General features: G+C 67.0%; 15 protein-coding genes. 8 read left to right on the forward strand and 7 right to left on the reverse strand.

Annotated elements, in window-relative coordinates; genetic code table 11:
• Nucleotides 1–82: 82 nt before the first annotated feature.
• Together ACK4SE_RS09660 and ACK4SE_RS09665 are read left to right on the forward strand one after the other, a co-directional pair.
• Nucleotides 83–3,067 (forward strand): valine--tRNA ligase, encoded by a 2,985-nt coding sequence (locus ACK4SE_RS09660; RefSeq protein ID WP_409691765.1) that lies wholly within the window; start codon nucleotides 83–85, stop codon nucleotides 3,065–3,067.
• Nucleotides 3,064–3,795: a TlyA family RNA methyltransferase gene (locus ACK4SE_RS09665; RefSeq protein WP_409692002.1), complete on the forward strand. Its 732-nt coding sequence runs from the start codon at nucleotides 3,064–3,066 to the stop codon at nucleotides 3,793–3,795. The genes ACK4SE_RS09660 and ACK4SE_RS09665 overlap by 4 nt, the downstream gene beginning before the upstream one ends.
• Nucleotides 3,796–3,825: 30 nt before the next feature.
• Here ACK4SE_RS09665 and ileS read toward each other — a convergent pair whose 3' ends face one another.
• The 7 genes from ileS to ACK4SE_RS09700 all read right to left on the reverse strand — a co-directional run bounded on the left by ileS (nucleotide 3,826) and on the right by ACK4SE_RS09700 (nucleotide 14,948).
• Nucleotides 3,826–6,690 (reverse strand): isoleucine--tRNA ligase, encoded by a 2,865-nt coding sequence (gene ileS / locus ACK4SE_RS09670; RefSeq protein ID WP_409691768.1) that lies wholly within the window; start codon nucleotides 6,688–6,690, stop codon nucleotides 3,826–3,828.
• Nucleotides 6,691–6,867: 177 nt separating this feature from the next.
• Nucleotides 6,868–7,209: a phage holin family protein gene (locus tag ACK4SE_RS09675; protein ID WP_409691770.1), complete on the reverse strand. Its 342-nt coding sequence runs from the start codon at nucleotides 7,207–7,209 to the stop codon at nucleotides 6,868–6,870.
• 56 nt (nucleotides 7,210–7,265) lie between these two features.
• Nucleotides 7,266–8,966: a glycoside hydrolase family 43 protein gene (locus ACK4SE_RS09680; RefSeq protein WP_409691773.1), complete on the reverse strand. Its 1,701-nt coding sequence runs from the start codon at nucleotides 8,964–8,966 to the stop codon at nucleotides 7,266–7,268.
• Between the two features lie 86 nt (nucleotides 8,967–9,052).
• A complete protein-coding gene (locus ACK4SE_RS09685; RefSeq protein WP_409691776.1) occupies nucleotides 9,053–10,564 on the reverse strand; it encodes a tryptophan halogenase family protein in 1,512 nt (503 codons plus the stop codon).
• A 6-nt stretch (nucleotides 10,565–10,570) separates the two neighbouring features.
• Nucleotides 10,571–12,094: a tryptophan halogenase family protein gene (locus ACK4SE_RS09690; protein ID WP_409691779.1), complete on the reverse strand. Its 1,524-nt coding sequence runs from the start codon at nucleotides 12,092–12,094 to the stop codon at nucleotides 10,571–10,573.
• Nucleotides 12,091–13,428, reverse strand: a complete 1,338-nt coding sequence (locus ACK4SE_RS09695) for a tryptophan 7-halogenase (RefSeq protein ID WP_409691782.1) — start codon at nucleotides 13,426–13,428, stop codon at nucleotides 12,091–12,093. Before ACK4SE_RS09695 ends, ACK4SE_RS09690 begins: the two co-directional genes overlap by 4 nt.
• A complete protein-coding gene (locus tag ACK4SE_RS09700; protein WP_409691783.1) occupies nucleotides 13,425–14,948 on the reverse strand; it encodes a tryptophan halogenase family protein in 1,524 nt (507 codons plus the stop codon). The genes ACK4SE_RS09695 and ACK4SE_RS09700 overlap by 4 nt, the downstream gene beginning before the upstream one ends.
• A 362-nt stretch (nucleotides 14,949–15,310) precedes the next feature.
• On the opposite strand from ACK4SE_RS09700, the gene ACK4SE_RS09705 reads away from it, so the two are divergent.
• From ACK4SE_RS09705 to ACK4SE_RS09730, 6 genes are all read left to right on the forward strand, one after another.
• Entirely contained in the window at nucleotides 15,311–18,460 is a 3,150-nt protein-coding gene (locus tag ACK4SE_RS09705; protein WP_409691786.1) for a TonB-dependent receptor, read from the forward strand.
• Between the two features lie 105 nt (nucleotides 18,461–18,565).
• Entirely contained in the window at nucleotides 18,566–19,879 is a 1,314-nt protein-coding gene (locus ACK4SE_RS09710; RefSeq protein ID WP_409691789.1) for a cation:proton antiporter, read from the forward strand.
• Nucleotides 19,876–21,021, forward strand: coding sequence for an endo-1,4-beta-xylanase (locus tag ACK4SE_RS09715; RefSeq protein ID WP_409691792.1), 1,146 nt, complete (start codon nucleotides 19,876–19,878; stop codon nucleotides 21,019–21,021). Before ACK4SE_RS09710 ends, ACK4SE_RS09715 begins: the two co-directional genes overlap by 4 nt.
• Before the next feature lie 23 nt (nucleotides 21,022–21,044).
• Complete coding sequence (gene manD, locus ACK4SE_RS09720; RefSeq protein WP_409691794.1) at nucleotides 21,045–22,256, forward strand: D-mannonate dehydratase ManD; 1,212 nt, start codon at nucleotides 21,045–21,047, stop codon at nucleotides 22,254–22,256.
• A gap of 29 nt (nucleotides 22,257–22,285) precedes the next feature.
• Nucleotides 22,286–23,566, forward strand: a complete 1,281-nt coding sequence (locus ACK4SE_RS09725; protein ID WP_409691797.1) for an MFS transporter — start codon at nucleotides 22,286–22,288, stop codon at nucleotides 23,564–23,566.
• A gap of 261 nt (nucleotides 23,567–23,827) precedes the next feature.
• Entirely contained in the window at nucleotides 23,828–26,842 is a 3,015-nt protein-coding gene (locus ACK4SE_RS09730) for a TonB-dependent receptor (RefSeq protein ID WP_409691800.1), read from the forward strand.
• The last annotated feature ends 32 nt before the right edge of the window (nucleotides 26,843–26,874 follow it).

The raw sequence follows: 26,874 nt of genomic DNA on the forward strand, positions 1-26,874 counted from the left end.
GGCCCTTCGGGCCTCATCCGACTATCTACGGAAGGCGGCTCCGACGGGGCCGCCTTTTTCTTTCCGACGAAACGATCACGCGATGCTTGAGAAGACCTTTGACCCCAAGGCCGCCGAACCGCGCCACTACGCCCGGTGGGAAGCCAGCGGCCTGTTCGCGCCCCGGGATCGCGCCGCCACTGACGGCGCCGCCGACGCCTATTCGATCGTCATTCCGCCGCCCAACGTGACCGGCTCGCTGCACATCGGCCATGCGCTGAACAACACGCTGCAGGACATTCTGGCCCGCTATCACCGCATGAAGGGCAAGGCGGTGCTGTGGCTGCCCGGCACCGACCATGCGGGCATCGCCACCCAGATGGTGGTGGAGCGCAAGCTGGCCGCCGAGGGCAATATCGGCCGCCGCGACCTGGGCCGGGACGCTTTCATCGACAAGGTCTGGGACTGGAAGGCCGAGAGCGGCGGGACCATCGTGCGCCAGCTACGCCGCCTGGGCGCCTCGTGCGACTGGAGCCGCGAGCGCTTCACCCTGGACGAGGGCCTGAACGCGGCGGTGCGCAAGGTGTTCGTTCAGTTGCATCGGGACGGGCTGATCTATCGCGACAAGCGGCTGGTCAACTGGGACCCCCACTTCCAGACCGCCATTTCCGATCTGGAGGTCGAGCAGAAGGAGGTGGAGGGCGCCTACTGGCACTTCGCCTATCCGCTGGCCGACGGCATGACCTATGAGCACCCGGTCGCCTTCGACGAGGACGGCAAGGCGACCGAATACGAAACCCGCGACTACATCGTGGTCGCCACCACGCGGCCGGAGACCATGCTGGGCGACACCGGCGTGGCGGTGCACCCGGATGACGGGCGGTATGCCGGGCTGGTGGGCAAGCAGGTGATCCTGCCGATCACCGGCCGCCGCATCCCCATCGTCGCCGACGACTATGCCGACCCGACCAAGGGCTCGGGCGCGGTGAAGATCACGCCGGCCCACGACTTCAACGACTTCCAAGTCGGCAAGCGGAGCATGTTGCCCGCTATCAATATTCTGGATGCTTTCGGGAGGATTGCCCCGCAATTTCAGATGACCTTGATTGGCCAAGCTGGTGGCGGCGGACCGGTCACCGAAGAAATCTTGGTCAAATGGTCCAGTGAGGCGGCTCCAGCGGAGTATGCAGGCCTAGATCGGTTCGTGGCCCGCAAGGCGATCATAGTTCGCGCCGAAGAGGAAGGCTGGCTACGCGAGATCGAGAAGACCCGCCACGTCGTCCCGCATGGCGATCGTTCCGGCGTCGTTATCGAGCCTTGGTTGACGGACCAGTGGTACGTCGATGCCCACACCCTTGCTCAGCCGGCCATCAAGGCGGTCGAAACCGGCGCGACCGTGTTCGAGCCGAAGTCCTACGAGAAGATATATTTCGAATGGCTGCGCAACATCGAGCCTTGGTGCATTAGCCGCCAGCTCTGGTGGGGCCATCGCATCCCAGCTTGGTACGTTCCTCGGCCCGATCCCGAGACTGGGCTGCCAGAGTATCCGAGCACAGCGGGTTACGAGACGATCGTGGCAGAGAGCTGGGAAGAGGCACTGCCTCAACTTGAAGAACTGTATGTGGATTTTAAAGCCAAATGGGAGCCCCGGTGGGCGGCCGAGGGCCGAGATTCCCAAGTCAAGTTCGTCGAGGTGAGTTCTTGGGACGATGCGTTCACCCTGATGAAGGACGCCGCAGTTCCATACATTGGTCGGGATCACCCGGATTACCCGATCTATGTCCTGCGAGACGCAGACGTTCTCGACACCTGGTTCTCGTCGGCCCTGTGGCCGTTCTCGACCATGGGCTGGCCGGACAAGACCGAGGATCTGGAGCGGTTCTATCCCACCTCCGATCTGGTCACGGCGGCGGACATCATCTTCTTCTGGGTCGCCCGGATGATGATGATGGGCCTGCATTTCATGGATGAGGTCCCGTTCCGGCGGGTCATCATCAATGGCCTGGTCCGCGACGAGAAGGGCCAGAAGATGTCGAAGTCCAAGGGCAACGTCATCGACCCGCTGGAGATCATCGACGACCTGGGCGCCGACCCCCTGCGCTTCACCATGGCGATCCTGTCGGGCACCCGCGACATCAAGCTGTCGAAGCAGCGCATCGAGGGCTACCGCAACTTCGGCACCAAGCTGTGGAACGCCGCCCGCTTCGCCCAGATGAACGAGGCGGCGCGGGTCGAGGGCTTCGATCCGGCCACGGTGGAGCAGACCATCAACCGCTGGATCCGCGGCGAACTGGTCAAGACCGAACGCCAGGTGGCGGACGCCATTGAGGGCGGCCGGTTCGACGACGCGGCGGGCACCCTGTATCGCTTCATCTGGAACGTGTTCTGCGACTGGTATCTGGAGTTGGCCAAGCCGGTGTTCGGCGGCGCCGACGAAGCGGCCCGGGCCGAAACCCGGGCCATGACCGCCTGGACGCTGGACCAGACCATCAAGCTGCTGCACCCGGTCATGCCCTTCATCACCGAGGAGCTGTGGACGCAGCTGGGCGGCGAGGGGCTGGTCATGGGCGCGGCCTGGCCCGAGTTCCCCGAGACCTTCATCGACGCGGACGCCGGGGCCGAGATCGGCTGGCTGGTGGATCTGGTCACCGAGGTGCGGGCGCTGCGCGGCGAGATGAACGTGCCGCCGGCGGCCAAGCCCCCGCTGACCATCGTGGCGCCGGACGGCCAGACCGCCGCCCGCGTCGATCGTCACCGTGACCTGCTTCAGACCCTGGCCCGGGTCTTGTCGGTGCAGACGGCGGATGCGGCGCCGACGGGTGCGGTGACCTTCGTCTCCGGCTCGACCACGGCGGCTCTGGCGCTGGCCGACCTGATCGATCTGGGCGCCGAGCGTGCGCGGCTGGAGAAGGCCGTGGCCGATTTCGAGTCCGACGTCGGCCACGTGAACAAGAAGCTGGGCAACCCCAACTTCGTCGCCCGCGCCGCCCCCGAAGTGGTGGACGAACAGCGCGAGAAGCTGGCCGCCGCCGAGGCGGGCAAGGCGAAGATGCAGGCGGCGCTGAAACGGCTGGAGGATCTGGTCTGAAAACCCGGCTGGACCAACTGCTCGTCGCGCGCGGCCTGTTCGACACGCGCGCCCGCGCCCGCGCCGCCATCGAGGCGGGCGGAGTGACTGTGGACGGCGAGCCCGCCAGGCAGCCGTCGCAAAAGGTGGACGAGGATGCCGCCGTCACCGCCGAGCCGGCCCACCGCTTCGTGGGCCGGGCGGCGCTGAAGCTGGATCACGCCCTGACCCTGTGGCCGGTGGCGGTCGAGGGGCGGGTGGTGCTGGACGTGGGCGCCTCCACCGGCGGCTTCACCGAGGTCTGCCTGGAGCGCGGCGCCGCGCAGGTCTTCGCCGTGGATGTGGGCCACGCCCAGATGCACCCCGCGGTGGCCGACGACCCGCGCGTGGTCAATCTGGAGAAGACCGACGCCCGCAATCTGACGCCGGGCCTCATCGACCGGGCGCCCGAGCTGATCGTGTGCGACGTCAGCTTCATCGGCCTGGCCAAGGTGCTGCCGACGCCCCTGTCGCTGGCGGCGCCGGGGGCAGATCTGGTCTCCCTGGTCAAGCCGCAGTTCGAGATGGAGAGCCGGGGCGAGGTGGGCCGCAAGGGCGTGGTGCGCGACGCCGACGCCCGGGCCGCCGCGCTGGACCGCGCCGTGGCCTGGCTTGGCGAGCAGGGCTGGACCGTGCGCGAAACCACGGACAGCCCCATCGTCGGCGGCGACGGCAACCGCGAATATCTGGTCTGGGCGACCCGGGCCTGACCAGACGGCCCGCAGGCCGTCTGGCTGGACTCAGGCCCTGGCGTCGATGGCCGCGACCGCGTCCTCGCACCGGCCGCACAGGCCGCCGGATGCGCTGAAGTCTGGCATGCGGCGCCAGCAGCGGCGGCATTTGGGATGGTCGGCGACCTTGACCGTGACCGCCGTCTCGCCTGCCGCCAGTTCGGCGCCGGAGGTGCGGAACACCTCGGCCGGGTCCAGACCGTCGAAGGCGGCCAGCGCCTCGGCGGGCGCCGTGACCGAGGGCCAGGCGTCCAGGGCGCCGCCGATCAGCTTGTCACGGCGGGCGGCCTCCAGAGCATCGTTCACTTCTTCCAGCACCGTGTCGACCTTCGCCCAGCGCTCGGCCTCGGCGGCATTTTCCCATTCGGCGGGCGTCGCCGGGATGACGCGGGCGCAGTTGGAGCCGGCTTCAGGGAAGCGCGTGGTCCACGCCTCTTCCATGGTGAAGGGGGTCAGGGGGGCCAGCCAGGCGGTGAGTCGGATGAAGACCTCGTCCATGACCGTGCGCACGGCCCGGCGCTTGATGCTGTCCGGGCGGTCGCAGTAGAGGCTGTCCTTGCGGATGTCGAAATAGAGGGCCGAAAGGTCATTGGAGCAGAACTCCAGCACCGGGCGTACCACGTCCTGGAAGTCGTAGCGGGCGTAGGCGGCGCGCACCTCGCCGTCCAGCTCCCAGAGGCGGTGCAGGATGTAGCGTTCCAGCGGCGGGAACTGGTCCAGGTCGGTCAGGCGCTCGGCCTCGTCGAAGCCGTTCAGGGCGCCCAGCAGGTAGCGGACGGTATTCCGCAGCTTGCGATAGGCATCCACCGTGGTCTGAAGGATCTGCTTTCCGATCCGCTGATCCTCGGCGTAGTCCACCACCGACACCCACAAGCGCAGGATGTCGGCGCCGGACTCGTTGATGACGGTCAGGGGATTGACGGTGTTGCCCTTGGACTTGGACATCTTCTCCCCGTTCTCGTCCAGGGTGAAGCCGTGGGTGAGAACCGCCTCATAGGGGGCGCGGCCGCGGGTGCCGCAGGCTTCCAGCAGGGACGACTGGAACCAGCCGCGATGCTGATCCGAGCCTTCCAGATAGAGGTCGGCGGGCCATTTTGAATCGGCGCGGCCCTCGATGGTGAAGGCGTGGGTGCAGCCGGAGTCGAACCAGACGTCGAGGATGTCCTCGACCTTCTCATAGCGGTCCGGATCGTGGCCGGCGCCCAGAAAGTCGCTGTCGGGGCGGGTGAACCAGGCGTCGGCGCCCTCGGCCTGGACGGCCTCGACGATGCGGGTGTCCACGGCGTCGTCGTGCAGGGGCTGGCCGGTTTGCTTGTCCACGAACATGGCGAGCGGCGTGCCCCAGGCGCGCTGGCGACTGATCAGCCAGTCGGGGCGCGACTCGACCATGGAGCGGATGCGGTTGCGCCCGCCCGCCGGGTGGAAGGTGGTGGCGTCGATGGCGGCCAGGGCCTTGTCACGCAACCCGTGCTCGCCGTCCAGGCGCACAAACCACTGGGGCGTATTGCGGAAGATGACCGGCGCCTTGGAGCGCCACGAGTGCGGATAGGAATGCTCAAGGCGGCCGCGCGCCAGCAGGGTGCCGGCCTCGATCAGCTTTTCGATCACGGCGGGGTTGGCGGGGCCGAACTTGCCGGTCTTCTTGCCCTCGGTCTCCAGCACCTTGAGGCCCCCGAACAAGGGCACGTGCTCATAGTAGGCGCCGTCGGGATCGACGGTGTCGGGGATCTCGTGATGGCCGTGGGCGCGCCAGACTTCGTAGTCGTCAGCGCCGTGGCCGGGGGCGGTGTGCACGAAGCCCGTGCCCGCCTCGTCGGTGACGTGGTCGCCCGCCAGCAGCGGCACCGAATAGCCGAAGCCGGGGTGCAGGGCGGCCAGCGGGTGGGCGCACTCCAGACCGGACGGATTGACCGCGTCGATGCGGGTCCATGTGGCGATCTTCGCCGCCTTGAACACGTCCTCGGCCAGCTTGTCGGCCAGGATCAGCCGGTCGCCGGGTTTGGCCCAGGGCTCGAACTCCAGCCCTTCCTCCATCGCGACGATTTCATACAGGCCGTAGTCGATCTCGGGGCCGTAGCTGATGGCGCGGTTGGCCGGGATGGTCCACGGCGTGGTGGTCCAGATGACGATGGCGGGCGTGGCGTTGCGGAAGGCCAGCAAGTCGTCGGGATGATCGTCCGTGGCGCCGGTGACCGGGAACTTGACCCATATCGTGGGGCTGTTGTGCTCGTGGTACTCGATCTCGGCGTCGGCCAGCGCCGTGCGCTCGACCGGCGACCACATGACAGGCTTCGATCCGCGATAGAGCTGGCCACTGTTCTTGAACTTGTGAAATTCGCGCACGATGGCGGCCTCGGTGCCGAAGTCCATGGTGGCGTAGCGGCCGTCCCAGTTTCCGACGATGCCCAGGCGCTTGAATTGCTCGCGCTGCACGTCGATCCAGCCGGCGGCGTAGTCGCGGCAGGCCTGACGGAACTCGGCCTTGGAGACCTCGTCCTTGCGGCGGCCCCTGGCGCGGAACTGCTCCTCGATCTTCCACTCGATGGGCAGGCCGTGGCAGTCCCAGCCGGGGACGTAGTCCACGTCATTGCCCAGCAGGAACTGGGAGCGGACCACGAAGTCCTTCAGGGTCTTGTTCAGCGCATGGCCGATGTGGATGTCGCCGTTGGCGTAGGGCGGGCCGTCGTGCAGCACGAACAGGGGCGCGCCCTCGGCTTGCCGTTGCTTGCGCAGGGCGGCGTAGAGGTCGCCCCAGGCAGTCAGAATCTCCGGCTCCTTTTTCGGCAAACCGCCCCGCATGGGGAAGGGGGTGTCGGGCAGGAAGACGGTGTCGCGATAGTCGCGGTCTACAGGAGTCTGGGGGGCGTCGGCCATGGGTGTCTCAGGCTTTGATCGTGGTTGCGCGGGTGATCTGTCGAACCCGGCGTGCGTGGGGCGAGGCCCTGAAACGCTACGCCGGGCGGCGAATCGAGATCACGATAATGGGCGCGCGAACCAGCATGGGCGCGGTCTAGCAGGCGCGCCCGCGTGAAGCCAGTCCGGGGCGCAGCCTCAGTCGCGGATGAAGGCGCCTGCGATCCAGCTGACCACACCGGTGACCACGGCCGCGCCGATGGCGGGCCAGAAGCCGCTGACCGTGAAGCCGTCGAAGAACACCGAGGCCAGGCCGATCATCGCTGCGTTCACCACCAGCAGGAACAGGCCCAGGGTGATGACCGTGATGGGGAAGGTGATGATCACCAGAATCGGCCGCACAACCGCATTGATCAGGCCCAGAACCAGGGCGGCCATGATCAGGATGGTGGTGCCGCGGAACTCGATTCCCGCGATCAGGACCGAGGACAGCCACAGCCCCAGGGCCGTGACCAGCCACTGGACGATGAAACGGACCATGAGCGCCTCCCTTTAATGCAGCGCCAGCATAGCGTGTGTCGCCGGAATTGGCTGCATCAATCGGCGTGCCCCGCGGGAGAATAGGCGTAGGCCCCGAACACCGCCCCGACGAAACCGCCGGCGATGCGGGTGCTGAGAATGCTGGCGTCGCCTTCGGTGACCAGCGCGGTCCACTCGCCGTCCGGTACGGCGAAGGCCAAGTCGATTTCGCCGACATCCACGCTCGCGCGCAGACGCAGGGGGGCGCCGGGGGCGACGGGCAGGGGGGCGGAGGCGATGATGACGCCGCGCGCCGGATCGTCCGGCCCGGCGCGGCGCTCGACCAGCACCACATCCTGACCCTCGTGACTGCCGACGCCGATGAACCACCAGAAATCGTCGCTCTGGAAGGCGGCGAGGCCCGCGCGGTCGCCGTCGTGGGCGGGGGTGAAACGCACCTCGGTGGAGGCGGCGGCGGTCATGTGCTGCTGGCGCCGGGCGGCGAAGGACGGATTGGCCATGTCGCCCAGCCCCTGCGGGCGGGCGGTCAGGTGCAGGGCGCCGTCCGAGACGCTGAACCAGTCCGAGCGCGGATTGCGGACGGTCAGCCAGTGGATCGGCAGGGTCTCGCCGTCGAAGTCCTCGGTGACGCTGAACGGGCCGGTGGTGGGGAGGTCGGGCGCGGGCTGTTGCGGCAGGTTGGGGCGGTCCAGCACATGGGGGATGACCTCGCCGGGCCCGGTGATGCGGGGCCAGCCGTTCTCCCAGGTCACCGGCATCAGGAAGGTCTCGCGCCCGGTGTTGTAGAAGTCGTCGCCATAGGGACGCACGGCCAGGAAGGTGGCCCACCAGTCGCCGTCGGGGGTCTGGACCAGATCGGCGTGGCCCGCCGAGGTGATGGGAAAGCCCCGGTCGCGCGGCAGGTTCCGCTGGGTCAGGAAGGGATTGTCCGGGTCGGGCGTGTAGGGGCCGTCGGGCCGCTCGGCGGCCAGGGCGACCTGGGAGTGCGCCTCGGCGGTGCCGCCCTCGGCCGCGGTCAGCACATAGCGGCCGTCGACCTTGTAGATGTGCGGCCCCTCGATCCAGATGGGCCGGGTCGAGAAGTCCACACCGCCGTCCACCAGCAGGGTGCGCGGGCCGTGGGTGGACAGGGTCTCGAGATCGAAGCGCTGGATCCAGATGGCGCGGTGGCCGTCGTACTCCGGTTCGCGATCCGGCGGGCCGTTGTTGAGGATCCAGGCCGAGCCGTCCTCGTCGATGAACAGGGCCGGGTCGATGCCGCCCGCCAGGTCCGGCAGCCACACCGGGTCGGACCAGGGCCCCGCCGGATCGGTGGCGGTGATGACGAAATTGTCGCCGCAGTCCACGCAGGTGTTGAGGATGTAGAAGACCCCCTCGTGGTGCTCGATGGTCGGAGCGAACAGGCCGCGCGACAGGCCGAGGGTTCCGAAATCCACCTGATCGGGCCGGTCGATGGCGTTGCCGATCTGGGACCAGTTGACCAGATCTCGGCTGTGGAAGACCGGCAGGCCGGGGAAATAGGCGAAGGTGGAGGTGACCAGATAATAGTCCTCGCCCGCGCGAGTGTTGGACGGGTCGGGATAGAAGCCGGACAGGATCGGATTGCGGAACTGGCCCGGCCCGGGCTGAACCACCGCGTGTTCCGGGTCGGCGCCCTCATAGGCGAACCAGTCGAAGCGGGCGATGGAGGCGTCCTGCGCGAAAGCAGGCGTTGTCAGGGCGAGGCTGGCCGCGAGGGCGGTTATGGCATGTTTCATGATGTCCTCCCGCGCCGCCGGGCGGCGTCATTGTTAGCGCTATCATGTAAGGTCGGCGGGCCTGTGTCCAGCCATCGTGCTGAACATCATCCCGCCGCGCAGTTGGCCTGAATGAACTCCTTCTGCAGCGGCATGTAGTCGGCGGAGGTGCGCATGACCCGGCGGATTTCTCCGAGGCGGGCGCGGGTTTCGTCCAGGCTGAGGACGTCAGCGACCGGGTCATAGCCGCGGGCCTTGAGGCCCTGGCCCACCATCACGGCCATCCAGCTGGTGTCGTTGAACAGTTCCTCGTTCTCGCGGAAGATTCGTCCGTAGCCCTCGAACAGGCGGTACTTTTCCTTGAGGCTGTCGGGCACGTCCATGGTGCGGCAGCGGTCCCAGAACGGCGTGTCGTCCCGTTTGGTCAGGTGATAGTGCAGGATGATGAAGTCGCGGACCTGCTCCATCTCGACCTGGGTCATGCGGTTGAAGCGCTCGCGGTCGGCGGGCTCGAAGCGCTTGTCCGGGAACATCTGCATCAGCTTGGCGACGCCGCTCTGGATCAGGTGAATGCTGGTGGATTCCAGCGGCTCGATGAAGCCTGACGACAGGCCGATGGCCACCACGTTCTTGACCCAGCACTGCTTGCGCCGCCCGGTGACGAAACGGAGGAAGCGCGGGTCAGCCAGCGGCTTGCCGTCCAGATTGCCAAGCAGGGTCCCTGCGGCCTGGTCGTCGGTGATGTGGTTGCTGGAGTAGACATATCCGTTGCCGATGCGATGCTGCAGCGGGATGCGCCACTGCCAGCCTGCGTCGCGTGCGGTGGAGCGGGTGTAGGGCGTGAAATCCGGTACGCTCTCGCACGGCACGGCGACAGCCCGGTCGCAGGGCAGCCAGTGCGTCCAGTCCTCGTAGCCGGCCTTTAGCGTCTGCTCGATCAACAGCCCGCGGAAGCCCGAGCAGTCGATGAACAGCTCACCCTCGATGCGTTCGCCGCTCTCCAGTTTCACCGCCTGGATGAAGCCGTCTTCAGCGCGTTGCTCCACGTCGACGACCTTGCCCTCTCGGCGCACCACCCCGCGCTCCTTGGCGAAGCCGCGCAGGAAGCGCGCATACAGACCGGCGTCGAAATGAAAGGCGTAGTCGATGCTGGACAGGGGCGAACGGCCCGCGTCGATGGCGCGCATGAATTTGTTGTCCGCCGCGGCGACGGCCTGAAGCGAATAGTCCTCCAGCCGGTGCGGATCACCCGCCAGGTGGAGCCGCTGCCAGTAGGCGTGAAAGGACACCCCCTCCATGTCCACGCCGAAGGGGCCGAAGGGATGGAAATAGACGTGGCCTTTCTTCCCCCAGTCCACAAACTGGATGCCCAGCTTGAAGGAGCCCTGGGTCTTGCGGATGAACTCGTCCTCGTTGAGGCCCAGCATGCGATTGTAGATTCCGATCTGGGGGATCGTGGCCTCGCCCACGCCGACGATGCCGATCTCGTCGGACTCCACCAGGGTGATGTCGGCGAAGTCGCGCCCCAGAAGCTTGGCCATGGCGGCGGCGGTCATCCAGCCAGCTGTGCCGCCGCCCACAATGACGATCTTTCGGATACGGTGGTCGGTCTCGGTCATGCAGCCTCAGGCGGGTTCAGGTTCGGGCGCCGCGCAGTGCCGGGCCAGGAATTCGGCGTGGTCGGGCATGGCGTCCGCCGCCGCGCGAACGGCGCGGCGCAGCTCGTCCATGGCGCGCGCAACCCCGTCCTCCGGCAGGGCGTCGACCAGGGGATCGTAGCGTTCCGGCATCACGTTCTGGCCGATCAGCACGGCCAACCAGCTGGATTCGGCGAACAACTCGTCTTCATGGCGGAAGAAGGCGCCGGCGCCTCTGAACAGCTCAAGCTTCCGCCGAAGGCTGTCGGGAATCTCCATGGTCCGCACATGGTCCCACAGGTCCTGACCGGTGCGTTCGTTGGCGTGATAGTGCAGGATGATGAAGTCGCGGATCTGCTCGATCTGCACGTTCGTCAGGCGGTTGTATTCCTCGATCGCTGCCGGGTCGAAGCCCCGGTGCGGGAACAGGGCCAGCAGCTTGGTGATTCCCGCCTGGATCATGTGGATCGAAGTGGACTCCAGCGGCTCGAGGAATCCCGAAGCGAGGCCCAGCGCGACGCAGTTCTTGATCCACGCCTTCTTCCGTCGTCCGGCCCGGAAGCGCAGCGACCACGGATCTGTCGTGGCCTTTCCATCAAGGTTGGACATCAGGGTTTCGGCGGCCCGATCATCGGAAATGTGGGCGCTGGAATAGACATAGCCAGTCCCGACACGGTGCTGCAGGGGGATGCGCCACTGCCAGCCCGCCTCGCGCGCTGTGGAGCGGGTGAAGGGGGAGATGGCGTTGTCGTTCAGGCACTGCACCGCCACAGCCCGATCGCAGGGTAGCCAGTGATTCCAGTCCTCGAACCCGGCATTCAGGGTCTGCTCGATCAGAAGGCCGCGGAAGCCCGTGCAGTCGATGAACAGGTCCCCGTCGATGCGGCGGCCGTCCTCCAGCACGATGGCGTCGATGAAACCGTCTTCCGGACGCTGCTCCACCGACAGGACCTTGCCCTCCTGACGAACCACACCGCGCTGTTCGGCGTAGGCGCGAAGGAAGCGGGCGTAGCGTGACGCATCGAAGTGATAGGCCCAGACCGGGTTGGTGACCGGTGAGCGCATCTGGGGCGTCACGGCGCCGAAGCGGTTCAGGCGCGCGGCCACGTCGCACAGGTTGTAGTCGCCGAACCCCGAGGCGCGGCCCTCGCGCTGCATCTTCAGCCAGATCTGATAGAACTTGACCCCCTCCAGATCGGCGCCGAAGGGGCCGAAAGGGTGCAGGTAGGTATGGCCGTGCCGGGTCCAGTCGACGAACTCGATGGCCAGCTTGTACGACCCGCGCGTGGCCTTGAGGAACTCGCGCTCATCGATGCCCAGCATGGCGTTGAAGGTGCGGATGGGTGGAATGGTGGCTTCGCCCACCCCGACGGTTCCGATGGCGTCGGACTCTACCAGGGTGATACGGGTGACGCCGTTGGCGGTGAGGCGCGACAGGGCCGCGGCCGCCATCCACCCCGCGGTGCCGCCGCCGACGATGACGATGCTGCGGATCGCGTCGGGCTGGATCATGCGCCTGAACTTTCAAAGATTGGCAAGGCGGCGGCGGTCGCGGCGGCCATATGGCGGATGCGGTCGGCGCGGGCGGCGAGCATGGCGGGATCGAGCGCGTCCGCCAGAGGATCGTGACGCCGCGGCTTCAGGCCCGAAGCCAGAAGCGCGGCGGCGATGAACCCGGCGGTGAACGCCTCATGCTCGCGGCGGCTGATGCGGCTCCGGCCTTCGAACAGAGCCAGACGGTGTGCGGCGGGGTCTGGGAGGGCCACCCCGGGCGGGCGTGTCAGGACCAGGGCGAAATCGCGGTCGGCCTCCGCCTCTGCGGTCATAAGACGGTTGAACTCGCGGGCCTCCAGCAGGCCTTCCGAACTGGCGGGCCACAGGGCGATCAGCCGTTCCGCGGCGCGGTGAATCAGGTGAAGAGCGCCCGCGCCCAAGGGCGGTGACACATGCGCGGCCGCGCCAACGGCGATCACATTGCGCTCCCAGAAGGACTCCCGCCGACCAGGGATGAAGGGCGTTCCTGCGCCGCCCTGTGTGAGTCTGGTCTCCACGCGCCGTCCGGGCAGGGGAGCGGTGCGGTGAAGCATGGCCGCCTCGCTCTCAAGGCTGACATGAACGGAGGAGGGCGCCTGGCTGACCGTGATCTCGGCCCGGTCCAGACGAAACAGCGAGGTCCATGGCTGGAAGGGTGCATCGGTCAGCACCCCCTGTGCTCCGCTAGCGTCGATGAAGAGATCGCCGCGCACTGACGAGCCGTCCTCCAGCTCGACCGCCTCAACCCGGCCGTCAGTGCTGCGCCGCGCCCCGGTCACCGCGCCGGCTCGCACCGACGCGCCGCTGGCCTCCGCCCTGTTCCGGAGAAGAGCGGCGTAGGGCTGGGCCTCGAAGCTGGCGCCGTGGTCGAGGGTCGACAGGAACGACGCCGGGTCGGGCGAGGGCGGGGAAAAGCGGCCCAGCCTGGCGGCCTGGGCCGCCAGGGAATGTTCTGCGAGGGCGTCCAGACGGCCAAGCCGGGCCAGCTGCTGGTGAAACGCGACGGGCCCCATGTCCGCCCCGGTCTGACCGAAGGGGACGAAGCCGCCGCCGTTGGGCCCCTCGAGGCTGAAGCCCATAACCGGGACGGCGCAGGCCATGGCTTCGGGCGGGGGCAGCCCCAGTCGGGCGTGCTGGCCGCGGATCGCCGGCGGCGCCGTCAGGGCCGGACCAAAGGGGTCCACATCCCCGGGCGAGCTGTGGGTGATAACCGTGACGCGCGCGGGCGCGCCGCGGCTGATCGCCAGGGCCATGATCCAGGCGGCGGGCCCGTCGCCGACGATGACGGCTTCGGTGGGCCCCCTGTCGCTCATGCCCGGGCCTCGGGCATGGCGGCAGCGCGGGCGGCGGCCAGGACGTCGACGTGTCGAGGCTGGCGCTCCGCCATGGCGGCGATGCGGCGGCGCTGCTCGTCCAGATCGGCGCGGACGGCGGCCGGGTCGAGCTCATCCAGGCGGGGGTCCCAACGGCGGGGCGTCACGTGCTGGCCGACATAGACCGCGACCCAGCTGGGGTGCAGGAAGACACCGTGCTCATAGGCCGCGACCACGCCCCGTTCGCGGAACAGCTCCATTTTCCAGGCCAGGGAGTCGGGGATGGCCATGGTGCGGCAGTGGTTCCAGAACTCCGAGTCGTCACGCGCGGTTGCGTGATAGTGCAGCACGAGGAAGTCGCGGACTCGCTCGTACTCCATGTCCATGGTGCGGTTGAATTCCGCGGCGTCGGCGGGATCCCAGTCGCCGGTGGGGAACAGGTCCAGCAGATAGCCGATCGCGGCCTGGATCAGGTGGATCGAAGTGGACTCCAGCGGTTCGAGGAACCCGGACGACAGGCCGATGGCCACGCAGTTGCGGTTCCACTGGAGTTTGCGTTTGCCGGTCAGGAACCGCAGCCGGTTGGGCGGCGCCAGGGCCACGCCTTCAAGCTGGTTCATCAGGGTGGTCTCGGCGTCGTCGTCGTCAACGAAGGCGCTGCAGTAGACGTGGCCGTTGCCCACACGGTGCTGCAGCGGGATCCGCCATATCCAGCCGGCCGTCTGCGCCGTGGCGCGGGTGGCGGGGGCGAACAGGCCGCCGTGCTCGCAAGGCAGGGCCACGGCGCGGTCGCAGGGTAGCCAGCGGGTCCAGTCGTGATATCCGGTCTTCATGGCCTGTTCGATCACCAGCCCCCGGAAGCCGGAGCAGTCGACGACCAGGTCGGCGTCGATGCGCTCGCCGCTCTCCAGCGTCACATGGGTGACGAAACCGGTCTCGCCCTGCAGGGCGACGTCGGCGATGCGGCCCTCGGTGCGCACCACGCCCCTAGCCTCCGAATAACGCCGCAGATAGGCGGCGTAGAGGGAAGCGTCGAACTGATAGGCGTAGGAAAAGCCCGACATCGGAGAGGTCGGGTCAGTCGACGGATGAGCGAAGCGCTCGCGTCGCGCCATGGCGACGGGCAGGCTGTAGGCGTCCAGGGACCCGGTCGCGCCCGCGCGCGTCCACAGGTGGTGGAACAGCTCCGCCTCATGCGCGGCGGGATCGGCGCCGTAGGCCCCGAAGGGATGTATGTAGCTGTCGCCCAATCGACCCCAGTTGCGGAAGTCGATGCCCAGCTTGAAGGTGGCCTGGGTGCGGGACAGGAAGTCAGGTTCGTGGATTCCCAGACGAGCGTTGAAGTGGCGGATGTGGGGCAGGGTGGATTCGCCGACACCCACGGTTCCAATGGCCTCGGACTCGACCAGACGGATGTCCAGCGCCATCCCTTTCAGGGTTTCGGACAAGGCGGCGGCGGTCATCCAGCCAGCGGTTCCGCCGCCAACGATCAGCACGCGCCTGATGCATTTGTCCGACATGCTTTTGCGCTCTCCCCGCAGCGCTTTCTTTCCATCTAGGGGCAGAAAAAAGGCGCGGTCAATGGCGTCGTGCGCGCCAGAGAAGTGTTACAGCGTCATGTTTTTCAGGGCTGCGGGCTCAAGCGAACAAATCCCCGGTCGCTCATATGGCCAAAATGCGGCTCACATAACGTCAGGGAAAGGAGGGCTTGCGGAAGCCTGAAAGCTGGGCTACGACTTCATTAATCAGACATTTGGCGCCGCCTCGATTTGGTAGCGCTAACAAAAGAAAATGCTGGGGAGGAAATCGGGTGCATACTTCAGGAAACATGCGGGCGGACTCTGTCCGCCTTGGAGCCGGGCTGAAAGCCGGGGCTTCGGTAATGGCCATCACCGCCGTGCTGGCCGCCGCGCCAGCAGTGGCGCAGGTCGCGCCGCCGGACAGTGCGACGGAGGTTGAAGAAGTCGTCGTCACGGGGATCCGCTCAAGCCTGCGCAGCTCGCAGGCCATCAAGCAGGACTCGGAAGTCTTCGTCGACTCGATCACGGCCGAAGATATCGGCGCCTTGCCCGATCGCAGCGTCACCGAGGCGCTCCAGCGGATCCCCGGCGTCTCCATCGACCGCTTCCGCGCCGGGGTCGATCCGGATCACTTCTCCATCGAGGGTTCGGGCGTCGTCGTGCGCGGCCTCACGTGGGTGCGCAGCGAGCTGAACGGCCGCGACACCTTCAGCGCCACCAACGGCCGAGGCCTCAGCTTCCAGGACGTGCCGTCCGAGCTGATGGGCGGCGTGGACGTGTTCAAGAACCAGTCCGCGGACATGGTCGAAGGCGGCATCTCGGGCAGCATCAATCTGCGCACCCGCGTGCCCTTCGATGCGCCGGGTCGCGTTCTGGCGGGCTCCATCGAGGGCAGCTACGGCGACTTCGCCAAGGAGTGGACGCCGACCTATTCGGCCCTGTGGAGCGACCGGTTCGACACCGAGTTCGGCGAGTTCGGTCTGCTTCTCAACTTCGTGAATTCCGAACTGATCGCCCGCAGCGACGGTCAGCAGATATCCAACTTCGGGCCCCGCACCCTCTATGCCAATGGCGACGTCGTCGGCCCGGCCGGGACGGAAGCTGGGTCGGTCTGGTTCCCGCGTGGGGCCGCCATGCGCAGCCAGACCTTCGAGCGGCAGCGCGAGGGTTACGCCGCCGCCGCCCAGTGGCGCAGTCCCGACCGCACCATGGTCGCCACCGGCCAGTTCCTGCGCTCCGATTCTACCCAGTCGTGGACCGAGTATGCGCTTGAAATCGCCACCGATAACGTGGCCAACAACGGGGACTCCCGCGCCCTGCAGGGCACCCAGCTGGAGTTCGGTCCGGACGGTGTGTTCACCAATGGCGTGATCACCGGCCGCACGGGCTGGCGCGCTGACCAGAACAACGGAAATCCGCGTACCCCGGACTGGGGCTTGCAAAGCAACAACATCCGCCGCGATCAATGGCAGCGCTACATCACCACCGATGTCGGCTTCAATCTGGTTTACACGCCCACGGATCGGGTCCGGATGAACCTGGACTATCAGTTCGTGGACTCGACCGTGGAGGTCGAGGACAACACGCTCTGGAACTCCACCTACCAGAACGCCGTCATCGAACTGCGCGGCTCCGACATCCCGATCGTAACCTTTGAGAATCCCCGCCGTCTGTGGAGCGGAGACGCCAACCCGGCGGACCCGGCCCAGGGCACGCCGGGAACGCCCTGCAACGTCACGCACCAGCACTGTCCGAACTATGCCGGGTTTACGGATCTGGGGGCGCCCGCCGCCACCTTTACCCGCTCGGCCATGGACCACTATGAAGACAGCGAGGGCACGCTCCACGCCCTGCGGTTCGACTACGACTACTCGTTCCCGGACAGCAACTGGATCGAATCGGTCCGCTTCGGGGTGCGGGGCGCCCTGCGGGATCAGACCACCCGCTTCAGCACCTACAACTGGGGCGTGATCAGCGAACAGTGGGGCGGCGATCCGGGCGGGCCGCGCTGGCTGGACGGCTCCGTCCCCGGCGTCGGTAATCTGGCCGACTACCACAGCCCCTTCGACTTCGGGAATTTCATGCGTGGCGAGGTGCCGACGCCGACCGGCGATCAGCCGCGGCTGTTCTGGAACACCAGCGCCATCAATGACTATCAGCGTCTGGTCGACTACGCCCTGGGCGTCGGCGACAGCTGGCGTGACCGGCTGAACGCCGATGGCTGTCAGCAGAACTGGGTGCCGGCGTTCATGCGATGCGACGCGATTGAAGGCACGCCGTTCCTGCCCCAGGAAATCAACCCGATGGAGGAGATTACGCGCTCCGCCTACGGCATGCTGCGCTTCCGGACAGACCTCGACAACGGCGCTGAACTGAGCGGCAATGTGGGTTTGCGTTACACCCGCACCGACCGCACGACGGAGGGCTTCCGCGCCTTCACCTTCGTATCCTTCCAGTCGGAGGCGGAGTGCGCCGCGGTCCCACCGGACCAGGCGCCCCCGGTGTTCTGCACCTTCTCGCCAGCCGTGCGTCAGGGCGCGCGCGACTTTGCGAACGGGGCGATCACCGCTGTCGATACCAGCATGGACTACGATTACTGGCTGCCGAGCCTGAACGTCCGGCTCCGGCTGGACAACGGGCTGCAGTTCCGCTTCGGCGCTTCCCGGGCCATCACGCCTCCGGACGTGGGTCTGACGCGGAATTACTACAACGTCGCCCTCTCCGCGCTGGCCGAGAACGTGGTCGACGGCGAGCCGACAGGCCGGTTCACGGTGGGTAATCCCAATCTGAGGCCGATCCTCGCGACCAACTTCGACGCCTCGGTGGAGTACTACTTCGCGGATGTGGGCCAGTTGACCTTCTCGGTCTTCTACAAGCGCCTCGAGGACGTCATCACAAACGGCACGACACGGCAGACCTTCACCAACAACGGCGCTTCGTTTGACGCCGTGGTGACCCAGCCGACCAACTCTGACGACACCGGCTCGGTGCGAGGGTTCGAAGTCGCGTATCAGCAGACTTACGACTTCCTGCCGTCGCCCTGGGACGGGCTGGGACTCAACGCCAACTACACCTTCGTAGATTCCGATGGCGTCGAGCAGAGCACGCTCTCCGCAACGGACCCGGACGTGGGGGCCGGGCGTGTGGCGAACGTCGATGTCAGCCTGCTGCCGCTGCAAGGTCTGTCCGAACACACGGCCAATCTGGCGGTGTTCTACGAGAAGGGGCCTCTGTCCGCCCGCCTGGCCTACAGCTGGCGGTCCGAGTTCCTGGTGACCACCCGGGACGTGATCGTGCCCTTCGCTCCGATCATGCAGGAGGACACCGGCCAGTTGGACGGCTCGCTCTTCTACACGATCAACGACAACTTCAAGGTGGGGGTCCAGGGGGTCAATCTGCTCAACGAGATCACCCGCACCAGCCAGGTTCTGAACGACGACCTTCTGAGAGCCGGACGGTCGTGGTTCATGAACGATCGCCGCTACACCGTGGTGCTGCGCGCGACCTTCTAGTTCCGGACGGTCCAACTGGGGGCGGGTCCGCCGGTGCGCCGGCAGGCCGCCCCCTTTTTCTTTCTCGTCGTCCGGCTCATCGTGATCGGGTGATGGAGGGGTGTCATGACAGCCGCTGAAATGAGCGTGATCTTCTTCCTGCAGCTGGCCGTGATCCTGGCCGTCTGCCGGATCGTGGGTTGGGCCGCCCGGCGCTGGCTGGGCCAGCCGCAGGTGGTGGGCGAGATGATCGCCGGCGTCATTCTGGGGCCGTCGCTGTTCGGCCTGCTGGCGCCCGAAATCCAGGCCATGCTGTTTCCCGCGGAATCCCGCGATGTACTCTATGTCGGCGCCCAGCTGGGTGTCGGGCTCTACATGTTCCTGGTGGGCCTCGGCTTCCGCACCGACCACTTCCTGAGCCAGGCGAAGAGCGCCGCGGCGGTCTCATTCGCGGGGACGGCCGCGCCCTTCCTGCTCGCCGTGCTGATCACGCCGTGGCTGCTGAACACACCGGGCCTGTTCAGCGACCGGGCGACCATGACCCAGGCCATGCTGTTCATGGGCGCGGCCATCTCAATCACCGCCTTTCCCATGTTGGCGCGCATCATCCACGAGCGCGGACTGTCAGGCACGCCTCTGGGCACCCTGTCCTTGTCGGCCGGCGCCATCGGCGATGCGTGGGCATGGATCATCCTGGCCATCGTCCTGGCCAGCTTCGGGGCCGGGGCCGGAGTGGCGATCACCGCGGTGGGCGGCGCCGCCCTCTTCCTGGTGATCATGACCACCATCGGTCGGCGACTTCTGGTCCGGCTTGGCGAGCGCGCCGAGCGTGACGGCGGGGTGGGCCCTGGGCTGATGGCCGTGACCCTGATGATGTTCGCCCTGTCAGCGTTCGCCATGGACGCCATTGGCATCCACGCCGTGTTCGGCGGCTTCCTGCTGGGCGCGGTGATGCCGAAGGGGCTGTTCGCCGAGCAGGTGCGCAAGCAGCTGGAGCCGTTCACGCTGGTGGTGCTGCTGCCCCTGTTCTTCACCTATTCGGGGCTGAACACCCAGCTGACGACCGTGGACAGCTGGCCGTTGCTGCTCATCGCCCTGGCGGTGCTGGCGGGGTCGGTGCTGACCAAGTTCGGCGCCTGCTGGGCGGCGGCCCGCCTGACGGGTCAGGACAACGCCACGGCGCTCGGCATCGGCGCCCTGATGAACGCCCGCGGCCTGATGGAGCTGATCATCATCAACATCGGCCTGCAGCGGGGCCTGATCGGTCCGGCCCTGTTCTCCATCCTCGTTCTGATGGCCATCGTCACCACCCTGATGGCCTCACCCCTGTTCGAACGCGTCTACGGCCGCAAGGCCAGGGCGCGGGGCGAGCTGGGGGATCTGGCCGACCCCGAACCCGGCGCGCCGCCCGGCGCTGCTAGCGTGAGAGAGACATCATGATGAACCGTCGCCAGGCCCTGAGCCTGTCCGCCGCCGGCCTGCTGGCCGCCTGTGAAACCACGGGCATGGGGGGCGTTGGAACGTCGGGCCCGTCGCTGAACGCGCTGGCGCGCCGCAAGGGCATGCGGTTCGGCAGCGCCGTGGGCGCCGGCCAGCCGGGGACGGTGACCGCGTCCCTGGACGATCCCCGCTATCGCGAGATCCTCGCCCGCGAGTGCGGCGTGCTGGTCCATGAGAATGAGCTGAAGTGGTATGTGCTGCGGCCCGACGTGAACACCTACGACTATGTGCGGGCCGACCGGGTCATGGATTTCGCGACACAGCACGGCATGGGCGTGCGGGGCCATACCCTGGTCTGGCACCATCCGCGATGGTTCCCGCAATGGCTGGAGACCCATGACTACGGCGCCCGCCCGGCGGTCGAGGCCGAGCGGCTGGTGGTGGAGCACATCAACGCCATCGTCGACCGGTACGGCGACCGCATCGATTCCTGGGACGTGGTCAACGAGACCGTCGACGAGAATACGGGCGCCCTGCGCGAGACGGCGCTGTCGCGGCATCTGGGCCACCAGGAGATCATCGACCTGTCGTTCCACACCGCGCGGGCGGCGGCGCCGAACGCCCAGCTGGTCTACAATGACTACATGAGCTGGGAGGCTGGCCACGAGCAGCATCAGGCGGGGGTCCTGCGTCTGCTGGAGGGCATGAAGGCGCGGGGCGTGCCCATCGACGCCCTGGGAATCCAGAGCCACATCGGTTCCGGCAACAGCGACGACTCTGTCGGCTTCGACACGGCCCGTGAAGGCAACTGGCGCCGCTTCATGGATGAGGTCACCGGCATGGGGCTGGACATCGTCATCAGCGAGTTCGACGTGCACGACAAGAACCTGCCCGCCGACATCCCCTCGCGGGATCAGGCGGTGGCCGAGCTGGCGCGGCGGTATCTGGACCTGATGCTGAGCTATCCGCAGACCAAGGACGTGCTGGCCTGGGGCATGGTGGATTCCTATTCCTGGCTGCAGACCCACTGGGTGCGGCCCGACGGGATCGCCAAGCGGCCGACGCCCTATGACGCCGCGTACCAGGCCAAGCCGCTGCGACAGGCCATCGCCGACGCCTTCATCGCCGCCCCGGCCCGCTAGCCGTCCTTCCTGCCAGAGTGCCCATGCCCGTCATCACCGCCGCCCGCACCATCGTCACCTGTCCCGGGCGCAATTTCGTGACCCTGAAGATCGAGACCGACGCGGGGGTCAGCGGGGTGGGCGACGCCACCCTGAACGGGCGCGAACTGGCGGTGGACGCCTATCTGGCGGAGCACGTCATTCCCTGCCTGATCGGCAAGGACGCGCACCGGATCGAGGACATCTGGCAGTACCTGTACCGGGGCGCCTACTGGCGGCGCGGGCCCGTGACCATGACCGCCATCGCGGCGGTGGATATGGCGCTGTGGGACATCAAGGCCAAGGTGGCGGGCCTGCCGCTGTACCAGCTGCTGGGCGGCGCCTGCCGCGAGGGGGTGATGGTCTACGGCCACGCCAACGGCGAGACGGTGGATGAGACCGTGGCCCAGGCGGCGGACTATGTGGCCAGGGGCTACAAGGCCGTGCGGCTGCAGACCGCCGTGCCGGGGGTGAAGGGGACCTACGGGGTTTCGACGGACAAGATGTTCTATGAGCCCGCCGACGCGGCCCTGCCGACGGAGACCCGGTGGGCGACCGAGCCCTATCTGAGGACGGCGCCGCAGCTGTTCGACGCGGCGCGCGAGGCGCTGGGCTGGGACGTGCATCTGCTGCACGACGTGCACCACCGGCTGATGCCCATCGAGGCGGGACGGCTGGGCAAGGACCTGGAGCCCTACCGGCTGTTCTGGATGGAGGACGCGGTGGCGGCCGAGAACCCGGCCGGGTTCCGCCTGATCCGCCAGCACACCACCACGCCGCTGGCGGTGGGCGAGGTGTTCAACTCCATCTGGGACTGCAAGGGCCTGATCGAGGAGCAGCTGATCGACTATATCCGCGCCACGGTGGTGCACGCGGGGGGCATCACCCACCTGCGGCGGATTGCGGCCTTGGCCGATCTCTACAAGGTGCGCACCGGATGCCATGGGGCCACGGACCTGTCGCCGGTGGCCATGGCGGCGGCCCTGCACTTCGACCTGTCGATCCCGAACTTCGGGATTCAGGAATACATGCGCCACACCGCCGAGACGGACGCCGTGTTCCCCCACGCCTACAGCTTCGCGGACGGGATGATGCATCCGGGCGAGGCCCCGGGGCTGGGCGTGGACATCGACGAGGATCTGGCGGCCACGCATCCGTACAGGCCCGCCTGTCTGCCGGTCGCACGCCTGCCCGACGGGTCCATGACTGACTGGTGAGACGCCGCCGCGCGAGGAAGGACCACGAGATGAGCGAGACGCCAGCTGAACACGGTCCGCGCGCCTTTCGGGGCAACTATCGCTGGGCGATCTGCGCCCTGTTGTTGCTCGCCATCACCATCAACTACGTAGACCGGCTGATCTTCGGCGTGCTGAAGCCGGTGCTGGAGGTCGAGTTCGGCTGGAGCGAGAGCGACTACGCCAACATCGTGGTGGCCTTCCAGGGTGCCTACGCCATCGGCCTTCTGCTGGTGGGCCGCCTGATCGACCGCGTCGGCGCGCGCTGGGGGCTGGGCATCGCCATAGGGGTCTGGAGCCTCGCGGCGGCGGCCCATGCCGGGGCCAGCACGGTGATCCAGTTCGCCATGGCCCGCTTTGCCCTGGGTGTCGGGGAGTCGGCGGGTTTCCCCGGCGCGGTCAAGGCGGTGTCGGAGTGGTTTCCCAAGCGCGAGCGGGCCCTGGCCACAGGCATTTTCAACGCCGGCTCGAACGTCGGCGCCCTGCTGACGCCGATCCTCGTGCCCATTCTGGTGCTGGCCTTCGGCTGGCGCGCTGCGTTCATCGTCACGGGCCTGTCGGGCCTGGTGCTCATGGCCGTATGGTTCCTGGTCTATCGACGCCCGCGCGAGCATCCCCGCGTGACCCCGGCCGAGCTGGCGCACATCGAGAGCGACCCGCCCGACGCGCCGGGAAAGATCAGCTGGGGACAGGCGCTGAAGCGGCGTGAGGCCTGGGCTTTCATCGTCGGCAAATTCCTGACCGATCCGGTGTGGTGGCTGTTCCTGTTCTGGCTGCCGGACTTCTTCGGCAAGACCTACGATCTGAACCTGCTGACGTTCGGTCCGCCGCTGGTGGCGGTTTATCTGCTGGCCGATGTGGGCAGCGTCGGCGGCGGCTGGCTGTCGTCGCGGCTGATCCACCGGGGCTGGTCGGTGAACCGGGGTCGCAAGACCGCCATGCTGGTCTGCGCCCTGTGCGTGACCCCGATCTCGCTGGCGGTGTTTGCGGACAATCTGATTGCGGCAGTGGCGGTGATCGGCCTTGCCGCAGCGGCGCATCAGGGGTGGTCCGCCAATCTGTTCACCCTGGTGTCCGACACCTTCCCCAAACATGCGGTGGCGACAGTGGTGGGCATGGGCGGCTTCGCCGGCGCTGTGGGCGGCATGTTCATCGCCAAGGTGGCCGGGTGGACGCTTGAGGCTACCGGCAGCTATGTGCCGCTGCTGGCCTTCGCCAGCGTGACCTATCTGATCGCGCTGGGAATCATCCACCTGCTGACACCCAGGCTGAAGTCGATTCCGACCAGCTGACCCCACGACAGCGCAATCTCCCCATCGCCCGCCCGGCCCATGGCCCGGCGGGCGAACTTCGTGGGGCGATCCATAGCCGCACACGGACTTTCACCAGCAGCAATTGGTTGCGCTAACAAAATAGACGCTGTATTGAAAAATTATTGCATATTTGAAAATGCCAGTGAGGTGAGACACTGGCCCGGATGTGCACACGGGAGAGCACCCTCCAAGCGCCGGCTACAGGCGTCGAGGGGCATTTGAAACGGGGAGGGGCATTGCATGTCTCAAGGTAAACGCGTCTCGAAATTCGCCCTGTCACTGGGCGTGTCTGCGATCGCCCTGGGCGCCATGAACGCCCCGGCTCCAGCCCGGGCGGCTCAGCAGCCGGACCAGGCCACGGAAGTCGAGGAGGTGGTCATCACCGGTATTCGGGCCAGTTTGCAGAGCGCCCAGGAGATCAAGCGAAACTCGGAAGTGATCGTGGATTCGATTACCGCCGTGGACATCGGCGCGCTGCCGGATCGCTCCGTCTCCGAGGCGCTGCAGCGAATCTCCGGCGTCACCCTCCAGCGCACCAACGAGGCCCGCGACCCGGCCCGTCTCGCGGCCGAGGGCGGCGGGGTGTTCATCCGCGGCCTGTCCTGGGTGCGCTCCGAAACCAATGGCCGGGACATCTTCTCTGCCCGCAACGGCCGGGGCCTGTCGTTCGAGGACATCTCCGCCGACCTGCTGGCCGGGGTGGACGTGTACAAGAACCCTGCGGCCAACCAGATCGAGGGCGGCATCGGCGGCATCGTCAACCTGCGCACCCGCCTGCCGTTCGACCAGGACGGACGCCTGCTGGCGTTCACCACCGACTACAACTACGGCGACATGATGGAGGAGGGCTACTGGTCCGGCTCGGGCATCTTCAGCGACCGCTGGATGACTGGCGCGGGCGAGATCGGCCTGCTGGCCAACGTCAGCTATTCCAGCGTCGGCAACCGGACAAACAGCATCACTACAGACCGCTTCGACCCGGTCACGCAGCTGGATGGTTCGACGGTCTATCACCCCAAATATCTGGGCTGGCGTGACGGCCGCTGGGAACAGGAGCGCACCGCCGTGGCTCTGGCGCTCCAGTGGAGCCCGACGGCGGACCTCACCTTGACGTTCCAGGGTTTCCACTCCGAGGCCGACCCCACCAACATCGAGCGCGTGGCCGGGATCCAGGACGCCACCACCCTGTGCCCCAGCGCCGGCCTGAATTACCAGAACGGCGTCCTCGTGGGCGGGACGCTGACGGGCTATCACGAAGGCGGGTGGGGCTGCTGGCCCACCGGCAATGTGGTCGGCGGCCCCCAGGGCGGGACCATGGAGGGCATCACCTATGACGGCAACACCCGCTACGGCGAAGACCACAAGGAGACCTCGGACTACGCCTTGAGACTGGAGTACTCCAGCGGCAGCTGGGACTTCAGTGGCGACGTCCAGTACGTGGAATCCACCGCCGACATCCTGAGCTTCACCGTGGGCACCCAGCGCTCGATGCTGGGCACGGCCCCGCTGTCAGCTCTGATCAACATCGGCGGCGGCGTGCCCAGCATCAATATCACCGGAGACGACCTGAACCGGGCCTCGGATTACTACTGGGGCTTCGCCATGGACCACATCGAGGCCAACGAGGCGGACTCCCTGTCCTGGCGCGGCGACGCCACCTATCATTTCGATGCGTCGAACGAGTGGATCCGCAACATCAGCTTCGGCTACCGCGCCACCGACAAGACCTACATCACCCGCCAGTCCAACTGGAACTGGAGCATCCTGTCGGCCCAGTACTGGGGCTTCGCCAACGACAACGGCGGCGCCTGGAGTTATCCGGCGGTCTATCTGGATGACGCCTCGCCCAGCCCCCAGCTGCCGTCAAACGCCGAATACTACGGCTTCGATGACTTCTTCCGGGGAGACATCGCCGTGCCGGGCGGGTTCTGGCTGCCCTCGGCCTCGCTGGTCAGCCAGGGCACCCAGTACGCCTATGGTCTGCTCAGCCCCATCACCACGCGGCCATGGCCGGACGGCCAGGGCTGGGGCTGGGCGCCGCTGGTTCCGGACTGGGACAACTTCAGCCCCAATCCCGACAATCCGAGCGGCGGCGTGACCCAGCAGGACGAGGAGACCCAGGCCGCCTACGCCCTGCTCCGTTTCGGTCATGACACGGCCCTGCCCTGGGCCGTCGACGGCAATGTGGGCGTGCGGGTCGTGCGCACCGAGACGGCCACCGAGGGACGTGTCCAACTGCCAGTTCCTGCTGCGGGCGCATGTCCAGCGCCGACACCGGCCCAATGCGCGGCTTTCAATGCTGCCCAGCAGTTTAGCCAGGGCGGCGTGCTGGATGCGGTGCCTGCGGGCGGCGACTACAGCAACATCCTGCCCAGCCTGAACATCCGCGCCCATCTGTCGCCGGAAATGCAGCTGCGCTTCGCTGCTTCGCGCGCCATGGTTCGGCCCGACTTCAACCAGATGCAGCCCTATACCGATCTCAGGATTAACTTCACCGGGGATGGGTACACTCTGGATCCGGTCGCTCCCTTCACGGGCACGGCCGGCAACCCGAACCTGCGGCCGATCATCGCCGACCAGTTCGACCTGAGCTTGGAGTGGTATTTTGCGCCCCAGGGCAGTCTGACCGGCGTGATCTTCTATAAGAAGATCGAAGACTACATCTATTCGGGCGTGACCCAGCAGACATACACCAACAACGGGGTAACTTATACCTTTGACGTGACCCAGCAACAGAATGGCGAGGAGGGCACCGTCCAGGGCTTCGAGATCGCCTACCAGCAGTTCTTCGACTTTCTGCCGGGCTGGCTGAATGGGTTCGGCGTCCAGGCCAACTACACCTACATCGACAGCGACGGCGGGGCGAACACGGCGGTCAACATCTTCGACCCTGATCAGGTAAACTCTGCGGGCCTGGACCTTCCGTTGGAGGGCATGTCGCCCACCAGCTACAACATCGCCGCCCTCTACGAGCGCCACGGCATCTCGGCCCGCCTCGCATGGAACTGGCGTGAACAGTACCTGCTGACCACCTCGGCGGCGAACATCGAGGCGCCAGTGTGGGCCGAGGACTACGGCCAGCTGGACGGGTCGATCTTCTTCGACGTGACCGAGAACGTGAAGCTGGGCGTGCAGGGCACCAACCTGACCCAGGAACGCACCATCCTTCGGGTGGGCTACGGCGACCGCATGCCGCGATACAGCTGGGTCGACACCGACCGGCGCCTCGCCGTGGTGCTGCGCGCGCGCTTCTGACGTGACCGAGACCGCGCCCCGGGTGATGATCC

The sequence above is a fragment of the Brevundimonas sp. genome (assembly GCF_046293315.1).
Lineage (GTDB): Bacteria > Pseudomonadota > Alphaproteobacteria > Caulobacterales > Caulobacteraceae > Brevundimonas.